General features: G+C 34.7%; 14 protein-coding genes. 6 read left to right on the plus strand and 8 right to left on the minus strand.

Annotation, left to right across the window (positions count from 1 at the left end; all coding sequences use genetic code 11):
* Positions 1–66: 66 nt before the first annotated feature.
* Positions 67–1,275 carry an MFS transporter gene (locus V7183_RS03950; RefSeq protein ID WP_335358738.1) on the minus strand — a complete coding sequence of 403 codons (1,209 nt, stop codon included), beginning with the start codon at positions 1,273–1,275 and terminating at the stop codon, positions 67–69.
* Positions 1,276–1,423: 148 nt separating this feature from the next.
* Between V7183_RS03950 and V7183_RS03955 the strand changes: the two genes are divergently transcribed.
* The 3 genes from V7183_RS03955 to V7183_RS03965 all read left to right on the plus strand — a co-directional run bounded on the left by V7183_RS03955 (position 1,424) and on the right by V7183_RS03965 (position 3,157).
* Positions 1,424–1,885, plus strand: coding sequence for a MarR family transcriptional regulator (locus V7183_RS03955; protein ID WP_335358739.1), 462 nt, complete (start codon positions 1,424–1,426; stop codon positions 1,883–1,885).
* Positions 1,886–2,015: 130 nt separating this feature from the next.
* Complete coding sequence (locus V7183_RS03960; RefSeq protein ID WP_335358740.1) at positions 2,016–2,870, plus strand: patatin-like phospholipase family protein; 855 nt, start codon at positions 2,016–2,018, stop codon at positions 2,868–2,870.
* 74 nt (positions 2,871–2,944) lie between these two features.
* Positions 2,945–3,157, plus strand: a complete 213-nt coding sequence (locus V7183_RS03965; RefSeq protein WP_335358747.1) for a hypothetical protein — start codon at positions 2,945–2,947, stop codon at positions 3,155–3,157.
* Positions 3,158–3,200: 43 nt separating this feature from the next.
* On the opposite strand, the gene V7183_RS03970 is transcribed toward V7183_RS03965, so the two are convergent.
* A complete protein-coding gene (locus V7183_RS03970) occupies positions 3,201–4,502 on the minus strand; it encodes an NCS2 family permease (protein WP_097894637.1) in 1,302 nt (433 codons plus the stop codon).
* Between the two features lie 233 nt (positions 4,503–4,735).
* On the opposite strand from V7183_RS03970, the gene V7183_RS03975 reads away from it, so the two are divergent.
* The 3 genes from V7183_RS03975 (at position 4,736) to V7183_RS03985 (ending at position 6,816) form a co-directional block, all read left to right on the plus strand.
* Entirely contained in the window at positions 4,736–5,602 is an 867-nt protein-coding gene (locus V7183_RS03975; RefSeq protein WP_335358741.1) for an SDR family oxidoreductase, read from the plus strand.
* Positions 5,603–5,680: 78 nt separating this feature from the next.
* Complete coding sequence (locus V7183_RS03980) at positions 5,681–6,439, plus strand: L,D-transpeptidase (RefSeq protein ID WP_335358742.1); 759 nt, start codon at positions 5,681–5,683, stop codon at positions 6,437–6,439.
* A gap of 104 nt (positions 6,440–6,543) precedes the next feature.
* Complete coding sequence (locus tag V7183_RS03985) at positions 6,544–6,816, plus strand: hypothetical protein (RefSeq protein ID WP_097894634.1); 273 nt, start codon at positions 6,544–6,546, stop codon at positions 6,814–6,816.
* Positions 6,817–6,902: 86 nt separating this feature from the next.
* Here V7183_RS03985 and V7183_RS03990 read toward each other — a convergent pair whose 3' ends face one another.
* From V7183_RS03990 to V7183_RS04015, 6 genes are all read right to left on the minus strand, one after another.
* Positions 6,903–7,118 (minus strand): DUF1540 domain-containing protein, encoded by a 216-nt coding sequence (locus V7183_RS03990; RefSeq protein WP_097894633.1) that lies wholly within the window; start codon positions 7,116–7,118, stop codon positions 6,903–6,905.
* A gap of 72 nt (positions 7,119–7,190) precedes the next feature.
* On the minus strand, positions 7,191–7,637 hold the full coding sequence (locus tag V7183_RS03995; RefSeq protein ID WP_335358743.1) for a thioredoxin family protein: 447 nt from the start codon (positions 7,635–7,637) through the stop codon (positions 7,191–7,193).
* Positions 7,638–7,649: 12 nt separating this feature from the next.
* Positions 7,650–8,069, minus strand: a complete 420-nt coding sequence (locus tag V7183_RS04000) for a disulfide formation protein C (RefSeq protein ID WP_097894631.1) — start codon at positions 8,067–8,069, stop codon at positions 7,650–7,652.
* Between the two features lie 315 nt (positions 8,070–8,384).
* Positions 8,385–8,633 carry a YhdB family protein gene (locus tag V7183_RS04005; protein ID WP_335358744.1) on the minus strand — a complete coding sequence of 83 codons (249 nt, stop codon included), beginning with the start codon at positions 8,631–8,633 and terminating at the stop codon, positions 8,385–8,387.
* Positions 8,634–8,754: 121 nt separating this feature from the next.
* The gene (locus V7183_RS04010) at positions 8,755–9,255 is read right to left on the minus strand and encodes a PCYCGC motif-containing (lipo)protein (protein ID WP_335358745.1); all 501 of its coding nucleotides are present in this window, start codon (positions 9,253–9,255) and stop codon (positions 8,755–8,757) included.
* A 152-nt stretch (positions 9,256–9,407) separates the two neighbouring features.
* The gene (locus tag V7183_RS04015; protein WP_141523291.1) at positions 9,408–10,004 is read right to left on the minus strand and encodes a hypothetical protein; all 597 of its coding nucleotides are present in this window, start codon (positions 10,002–10,004) and stop codon (positions 9,408–9,410) included.
* Positions 10,005–10,250 lie beyond the last annotated feature (246 nt).

The raw sequence follows: 10,250 nt of genomic DNA on the forward strand, positions 1-10,250 counted from the left end.
GGTTACTTTTTATTCTGTATAGCAGGGATGTAGATGTCGAAAAATTAAAATGGATTTATATAAATATTATTTAGTTTTTGGAATCCCAGCTTTTCTTACAGGATGAGAAGTTAGCTTTTTCATAGCATATAAGACCACAATCAGAAAAACAATTGCTTCTACAAAGAAAATCCAAAAGTAATTTTGATGAAAGAGTAGAAAACTACCTACGATTGGTCCTGTACCCATTCCGATATAACGGATAAAGTTGTAGATACCAATGGCAGTTGCTCGTTCTTCTATAAATTCCTCTGCTAATAAAGTTGTATGGGTTGGCATGGATAATCCCATGCTGAAACCGTATACGGATGTAATAATAATCAAGATCGGGATGCTTATATGATAGGTGAAAGAGAATGAAATTACGCATATGATATTCAAAAAGCTAGTGATAAGTAAAGCTTGTTTTGTTGTGAGTAATGTTTGCAAAAATTTGTAACAATAACTTCCTAGCATAATACAGAGGGACATTGGTACAAACATAAGCCCAATTTCACCTGCGTTTAGATGAAATACATTTGTTAACATGCTAGGTAAAAAAACGAGGAAACAAAAATAGATACAAAACTGCATAAAACCAATGATTGCAATAGAAGATCCAATCTTATTGCCTAAAATACTCCAATAATTATTTGTAGTTTTGTCTTTCTTGAGTACGTCTGGTTTTGTTTCTGGCAGCAATGAAATATTTGTAATTAATAAGATTACACCAATTGTAGATAAAAAGAGAAAAATAGATACGTGACCGTTTATGTTTCCGAGATAGCCACCCATGAGAGGGCCTATCGCTGGAGCAAGAGCAAGTAACATTTGATAGAGACTCATTGCTTTTCCGCGTTCGTTTCCTTCGAATAAATCACCGATAATAGTAGCAGCAACTATAGGTATAGCGGCTATTCCTAACGCTTGAACAGCCCTAAAGAAAAGGAATAAATAAATGTCTGTTGTAAAAGCACAACCGATTGAACCGATCGTACTAATAATTAGACTAGGAATGAGAATATATTTTCGTCCTTTTGCATCAATCAATGGTCCGTAAACAAGCTGCATAATTGCAAGAACAAAAGTGAAAATAGAAACAGTTAAATTTACAAGATAAAGAGAGGTGTGAAAGGAATCTTGAATCATTGGTAAGATAGGTGTGTAAATATTTTGAGCGAAGGAACCTAATAGAGCGCTAATACAAACGATATACAAAATAGATTTTAATTTTGATGAAGATAATGAGTGATTCATCATAAAACCTCCTTATTTTTGTTTCCTTGGAAACTAAAATAATTTTAACATTATTTTCTCACTTGTAAAGATAAAAAAATAAATTTACAATGGTATATAGTTAAATTGTTTCTGTGGAAACTTACATAGCTTAATGGAGGGGAAAGGATTGGAACGTACAGCTAAACAGATGGAAATACTTTCGGATATTCGTACACTTTTTCATAAAAAAGAAGCGCATATGAAGGATAATGAGGAGCGCTTGCTTCGTGAGACAGGTGTAAGCGGAGTGTCTTTATCAGAGTTACATGTTATTCAATGTATCGGAAAAAAGGGTTTGATGAATGTAACAGCAATTACAACAGAGATGGGGATGACGAAGGGAGCAATTTCTAAAATTTGTACAAAGTTGTTTAATAAACAATTCGTTGAGAAGATGAAAATGTTAGATAATCAAAAGGAAATATTTTTCCGTTTGACGGACAAAGGAAATGAGATGTATAGAGCGCATGAAAAATTACATCAACAAGCTGAAGATGAGTGGTTGTTACTTTTAGATAAGTACACAGAAGAGGAATTGGTATTTATTCAAAGGTTTATAAAGGATGTAGGATTGCATTTAGATAAGTAGAAGAATAATTTTTCGTTCACACCAAGCCTTCTGAATATGGTTTCTGAAAAAACTCATATATAATAGAAAGAGATACTTCACATGGTGAATAATTAAAGAGTCAATATATAGAGAAAGAGGAGAGAAGAACATGCTTGAAAATACGGGTTTAGTATTAGAAGGCGGCGGTATGCGCGGTGTATATACTGGTGGAATACTAGAGTACTTTATGGAACAAGATTTATATTTTCCATATGTTATTGGTGTTTCAGCCGGTGCTTGTCATGCGGCGTCGTATCTTTCCAGACAAAGAAATAGAAATAAAACAGTAAATATTGATTATGCGTCACATCCGAAGTATTTATCGTATAAAAATCTATGGAAAAAGCGTCAGCTATTTGATATGGATTTCATTTTTCGTGAAATTCCAGAAAAGCATGTACCGTTTGATTTTGATACATATTTTAATAGTCCAGAGCGCTTCCTTGTAGGGACGACAGATTGCGAAACGGGACAGCCTGTTTATTTTGAAAAAGAAGGCACAAATGAAGATGCGTTGAATTTATTACAAGCCTCTAGTTCCTTGCCATTTATCGCACCGATTGTAAACTATCGTGGTAAGGAATTGTTAGATGGCGGAATTTCCGATCCAATTCCAGTTCGTAAAGCACAGGAGGATGGATATAAGAAATCAGTCGTTATTTTAACGAGAAATCATGGGTACGCTAAGAAAAAATCAAAGTTTGGCTGGATTGCAGGGAGGGCATATAAAAAATATCCAAATCTTGTAAATACGATGCTTACTCGTTATGAAATATATAATGAAACACTTCATTACATTGAAAAAGAAGAGCTAGCAGGTAATTTATTTGTTATTCGTCCAGAAGTACCACTGCAAGTAGATCGTATGGAAAAAGATACAGAAAAACTACAAAACTTATATGAGCAAGGATATAAAGATGCAAAGAGACAATTTGCAGATTTACAGGCATTTTTGCAAAGTTAAAGCCTCTGAATAGGGGTTTTTTATCTATAGTGAATATGTCATATGGTATAATATGGATAAAAGTATGTGAAGGAATGATACATATGGAAAATGTATATAAAGGACTTAGACATACTGGATGTACGGCAATGCTTATTTTTGGCGGGGTATTTCTACTTCGCTGGTTGATTCATGATGAAATGTTATTAGATCAACTCATTGGGTTTTGTGTCGGAATGATGATGTTCATTTCTTCCTTTTTAATTCAAAAATATAGTAAAGAATTGCGAATGAATGAGAAATATTAGAAAAAGCCTTGATTCACAAATTCCGTGAACCAAGGCTTTTTTATTAATGCGGTAAGAAAACTAACTGATAAGCAAACAAAATTCCAAATACATACACAAGTGGGTGAACAGTACGGAATTGTCCTTTTGCTACTTTCATAAGTGGATACGAAATGAATCCAAGTGCAATACCTGTTGAGATACTTGATGTAAGTGGCATGCTTAAGATTACTAAGAATGCTGGGAATGCTTCATCGAATGTATCCCAATCAATGTTACGTACAGCTCCCATCATGAGGCTGCCGACAATAATTAATGACGGAGATGTAATTGCTGCGACACCAGAAACAGCACCTACTAGAGGGCCAAAGAATACAGCAACTGCAAATAGTACAGCCACTGTGAGTGTTGTTAAACCAGTACGTCCACCAGCTGCAACACCCGCAGATGATTCAATATATGCTGTTGATGGTGTTGTCCCGAACATAGCCCCGATTGTTGCTGAGAAAGAATCAGATAGAAGAGCACGTCCCGATTTTGGAAGCTTGCCATCTTTCATAAATCCACCCTGATGGGCAACACCAAGTAGTGTGCCTGTTGTATCGAATAGCGTAACAAGTAAGAGTGAGAATACAACGCCGTATAATCCGTAATGAATCACATCAGAAACAGCAGTAATTGGATTTGAAACTATAATTCCTTCTGGTAATCCAGGCATTGATGTAATCCCGTTTGGAAATGTTAACTGACCTGTGAAATAAGCGATAATTCCTGTTAAGAGCATTCCGATGAATAATGCGCCGTTTACATTTAAGGACATAAGAACTAGAGTAATTCCAAGTCCAGCTAATGCTAGTAGTACAGGAGGCGAATGAAGATCTCCAAGTCCAACTAAGTTAGTTGGATGCTTTGTTACAATGCCTGTCAGGCGTAAACCGATAAAAGCAATAAATAAACCAATACCAGCAGTAATTGCGTGTTTTAAATTTTCAGGAATTGCTTCCATTAATTTTGTACGGAAAGATGTGAATGATAACAAAATTAAGATCATCCCTGCTACGAATACAGCAGAGAATGCAATTGCAAATGTCATGCCTTCATGTGCTTTTACAACAGAGTAAGAGAAGTAAGCATTTAGTCCCATACCAGGAGCGATTGCAATTGGTAAATTTGTAAAGATTGCCATAAATAATGTTCCGACAACAGCTGCAATAATTGTCGCTGTAAATGCTTGTTCAAACGGAACGCCTGCATCTCCAAGGATGACAGGGTTTACGACAATAATATATGCCATCGTTAAAAAGGTAATAATACCTGCCATGATTTCAGTTTTAATAGAAGTTTTATGCTCCGAAAGGTTAAACATATAAACATCCTTTCTTTTTTACGAATGATTTTCACAACAGTTATATATAATATTCGTTTTTAAAATATTTTGCAAGAGTTTCACAAAAAAAGTTTATGATAATTCATATTTTATGTCTTAATTTCGAATATTAATCACCAAACTGCCTTTATATTTCGGCTTTTAACGTATAAGTACTTTTCATAATTGTGTACATGATAAGGAAGAGAAACGAGAAGGAGTTGAAATGAATTATGTCACAACAAAAAAAGTTTTTAACATTGCCACCGCAACATCAAAATAGACAACCGGGGATTGAAGCAGTAATGAATCCACTTCCAGAGTATGAAGACCTTAATTATCGTGGTAGTGAGAAATTAAAAGGGAAAAATGTACTTATTACAGGTGGAGATAGTGGGATTGGAAGAGCAGTATCTATTGCTTTTGCGAAAGAAGGGGCACATATTGCTATTGCGTATTTAGATGAATTAGAAGATGCGAATGAGACAAAAAGGCTTGTTGAAAAACAAGGTGTAAAATGCATATTGCTTCCAGGAGATTTGAGTAGTGAACAGCATTGTCAGCACATTGTAAAAGAAGCGGTTTCCAAACTGGGTGGTTTAAATATTCTTGTAAATAATGTTGCACAGCAATACCCTCAGCAAAGTTTAGAATACATTACAGCGCAGCAGCTTGAAAAAACATTTCGTATTAATATTTTTTCGTATTTTCATGTTACAAAAGCGGCACTTGCGCATTTAAAACAAGGAGATGCAATTATCAATACAGCATCTATTGTTGCATATGAGGGAAATGAGCAACTTATCGATTATTCTGCAACAAAGGGAGCGATTGTTGCTTTTACGCGTTCACTTGCAAAATCATTAGTACAAAAAGGAATTCGTGTAAATGGTGTTGCACCAGGACCAATTTGGACGCCTCTTATTCCATCAAGTTTTGATAAGAAGAAGGTATCGGAATTTGGAAGCAATGTCCCGATGAAGAGACCTGGTCAGCCATATGAATTAGCACCTGCCTATGTATATTTAGCTTCAGGAGATTCAACATACGTATCTGGACAAATGATTCATGTAAATGGTGGTGTAATTGTGAATGGATAAGCTAAATTATTCATAAGAATCGAATGCGTAGTAAAAGCTAATCGTACCATCGTATATGATGGTACTGGGGGGATATGAATGAAGAAAGTATTGTTAATGGCGATCCTCTTTTTGTGCCTACCGATGAGCGCTTTTGCCGATACAGATCATTTGATATTGATTAATCTTACGACAAATCAGTTATCTTTTTTTGAAAATGGAAACTATATAAGGACATTCCCGGTAACAACAGGGAGGAATAGCACACCAACTCCTGAAGGAACCTTTTGTATTATTAATAAATATAAAAATAAAGAATATCACCGTAAAAAAATTCCTGGTGGTGCCCCCAATAATCCTCTTGGAACACGGTGGCTTGGATTAAATGAAAAAGAATATGGGATTCATGGAACGAATCGTGAAGGAACGATTGGAAGAAGAGAATCAAATGGTTGTATCCGGATGCATGACAGAGATATACAATGGTTATATGACAGAGTAGCATTGCAAACAAAAGTAATTATTTCACGGTTTCATACATCTCCAGAATATGCAGCTTATAAGCTTGGATATCGTGTTATAAGTTGGAATGGACGGAAAGTGGATGAAGAGCAGATTGGAATGCTGACACTTGTAGATCGCGTGAATATATATTGGCAAGAACCGAATGGGCAATTGACAGAAGTAAAAACTGTATTGCCAAATGAACGCTATACGGTGTATTCCCAAAGGAACGGACACTATTATATCGGGAATAATTTGTATATTATAGATAAAACAGGAGAAAAAATTCGCTATGAACAATTACCGTATTCTATTTTAAGCAATATATACAAAAGAAAATACAATGTTCCGTGATAGCTACCGTAAATAGGCGGTAGCTTGTTTATTCGTAGGCCTCCCAATCGCAACTATTGTGCTTTGTTGAATATAATACAGTACAGATTGGGGGCGGTTATTTTATGAGGAAAGGGAATAGCGAATTTGCCTTTAAACTCTTTTTAATAACAAGCGGTTTATTTATTGTTTATTTGTATGTATCATTTTTGTTTTTTCTGTATATACCTTATATCGATTTAATCCTGTTAATCGGCTTTATTTGGTCCTTTATTAAAGCGAGAGAGGGAGAAGAGGGGATATATCGCCAAATCACTTTATGGGGAACCGTTTTTATATTGATTGTGTATATGCTTATCATGCATGATACTTGGAAATATGGATTCATTATGATGTGAAAGTTAAATGAAAAGAGATTGGTTGTATCTATTAAAGGTGGAATGAGAAAAAATCCCCATCTCCTGTTGAGATGAGGATTTTTGAGTTAATATTTTGGTCTAAACGTTTGGCAACACGTTTCAACACTTGTTACCACGGAACTTTCGAGTGTTTCACCTGTGAAAGCCGCATTTGTATAAGAATCATCGCCTGATGGATTCGTATTTTGGTCATCAGGCTGAACAAAGATTGCATTTGCTTGACAAAAGTTGCCTTGTCCCCAAAATGAACAGTTGGAAACAGAACATCGTACTTCTGGCATGAAATCCCCTCCTTATACATTAGTGTGGGATTTTACACCCGTTTCATGTATAGAGGAAGTTTCCTTTTCTTGTTACTTTTTAGTTTCTTTAAACCATTTTTCAAAAGCACCTTTTGGTTGATCGCCTGTAATACGACTTACTTCTTTACCTTCTTTATAATGAATAATTGTTGGAGTACCTTGAATCTTAAATTCATCCCAAACAACATCAGGTTCTTTTTCAATATCAATTACCTTCATGTCAACATTCAAATCTTTTGCAAGAGGTACAACGATAGGAGACACTTTTTTGCAATGAATACAATCTGTTTGGTAAAAGTAGATGGTTTGATCTTTTTTATCCGCTATATTTTTACGAAGATCCTCAAGAGAAATTTTATTTGCATAGTAATTTTCTTCACTTTTTGCTTCACTTTTCACTTCGTTGCTTGTTTTATTTTTATCTTCCATGTTTGTTACAGCCCAAATAGCTGCAAATAAGACGATAATGATACCGCCAAATATAAGCATCTTTTTCATGATTGCATCTCCTTATTTGTTTTTGATGACAATAAAGCTACAAACAGCAATTGTAATAAATCCGATTAACGCTAAAAATGGGATTGTGATGAAACCAAACCAGTTAATGTATTCTCCCGTACAAGGTATACGTCCACAAGCTGCACCTGCCGCTGAGAATGCAGAGACTTTTTGAATGGCATAGTGATATAAAGAAATACAGGCACCAATACTAGCGATTGGTAAGGAATAAGAAGCGATGCGATAGTCTTTTTTTACTACAGCAATGCCAAGCCATAAAACAAATGGATACATAAAAATGCGTTGATACCAACAAAGTACACAAGGTTCAAACTTCATGATTTCGGAAAAATATAAGCTTCCCAGTGTAGCGATAAAAGAAGCCCCCCAAGCAGTCAACAAAGCATATTCTTGTTTTTTCTCACGGTTCATGTTTTTACCTCTCTTATAATAGTTACATACTAAATTATAGTATGAAGGCAGCAAGAAAATAAAGAGAAAATATTTTTATCAAGAAAAGTTTTATAAGTGGAAATGAAAAAACAAGGTGTATAAAGCGTGTTTTTAAAAGCGCTTTTCGGCTTTTATTACATTGAAAAAGTTTTTTTACAGCCCATTGGAAATGTAATGATACAGAAAAATAAGTATAAAAATTTATGTAGCTCATCACGTTAAATAAACAATCATGAATAGAGCTATGGGGAAATATTCAAAAAGCGCTATTCTCAAAAAAGAATAGCGCTTTATTTAAAGTTGTACTTGCTCTATTTCTTCTACATGTGACTTTTGAGAGGCGTGGTCAATATATTGAAATAGAAGCTGCAGTTGCTGATCTACTTCTTGTAGTTCTGTACTGTATTTATAAGCGTGTAAAAAATGTTCAATTCGCTTAGAAAACAATTGATCATCAGTTTGTACCATTAAAACAAGCAACTTGTCCCAATTACAACAATACGTGTAATAGAGAGCTTTATCGTAGTCGTTATATGTGTACATTGTGAACCCTCCTTACTGAGGAGTTACATATAGTGTATGACAAGTGAGAAGAAATACACGTGAAAGAATTTGTTAAGGAAAATGTTGAGTAGAAATAAAAAAACGAGGAATTTCCTCGTTTTTAAGATTTTGGCATTGGGGTAGGCGTTGGTTTTGCATAACCTTCTTTATATTTGTCATCAATGTAGTTTCTAATTTCAAGGGTGGATTTGCCTTTTTGCTTCATAGAGGCAGACTCAGCTGCAATCTCTAAACAGTTCACACATGTTGTTGCGTGAGAGTCCCAAACAACTTCTCCATTTGCCTTGATTTCTTGGATAAAACAATTTTTATTGCTTTTATGCCCGACACTTTCTCCGCATCCACAGTAACAAGGTATCCAATTTAATAATTCCGCATTTTTCCCAGCAACCGCATAAATTTCCTTCATTTGAGGATCTAGTTTGTCCAGAAATGTTGGTAGTGTGTCAATTCCTTTTGTTGTTTCTTGGATGTCACCTTGCTGTACGTGGTGTGAGGCATGTTCTTCTTTTGACTCAGAAGATTGCTTTTTATCAGCCGCACCGCAACCAGAAAGGATAAGGCTAGTTATTACAACGAGAGAAAATAAATGTTTTTTCATATACTTTTCCCCTTTGCTTTTCTGTTAGTAAAAATTGTATCAGACTCTCTAGTGCTTTCCTATCATGAAGTTAAAAAATAAATGGATATAATACATACCAGATTAGGATAAAAAGGAAGGGCATTCAATAAAATGCACCTTCCTTTTCATGTTTAGTTTGCTCTATTTTCTTTTACAGATTGTAATAATTTCATCATTTCTGTTCGGATATCCTCTTTCTTAACATTTAATTTTTCCGCGATTTGTTTGACATGCATGCCATCTTTTTTCATTTTCAACACATCATTGAGCGGCGTATTACTTTTTTGGGCAATGATTGTTAAAACAGCAAGCTGGCGTAAGCCAATATGATAGTCTTTCATCGTTTGTTTCATTTGATCAGGTGTAGATTTTTGCATTTCTGCGATTTTTTGTAGTAATGCTTGTTTCGTTTCCTTACTCATATGATGTTTATGCAATTTCTTTGGATCTACACCAAAATGCTGTGCGGTTTTTTTCCAAGATTTATTTTCTTTATAGTAAGATAAAACGTCTTTAATATCCTTTTTACTAATCTTTGCAATGTGTGCTGCTTTCAAAATATCATGTTTTTTGTATCCTTGCTTTTCAAGTGACTGTATTTGTTCTTCTGAGATTAGCTTATGATGATGCATCACAACTTCTTTTTGTGTAGCAGCTGCAGCTGGAAAAACGGATACCCCACAGAGTAGTGCAGCCATAGTCATACTTAATGCAATTTTTTTGTACATAAAAATCCCTCCTAATTGGATAAAATGGAAAACGTTACATATAGCATGTCCGTAATTTATGAAAAACTTGTGAACATTTCAAGTTTTTTTATTCACAATGCAGGAGCGATTTTTTTGTTTGTTTCCCGACATAAAACATTGATTAATGATAGAAAACTACGTTATAATTGAAATTGAAAATCAATATCGATTATAAACTTATACATATATACATCCATTTTAATTTTTCGACATCTAAATCCCTGC

Source organism: Bacillus sp. JJ1127, assembly GCF_036965845.1.
GTDB lineage: Bacteria > Bacillota > Bacilli > Bacillales > Bacillaceae_G > Bacillus_A.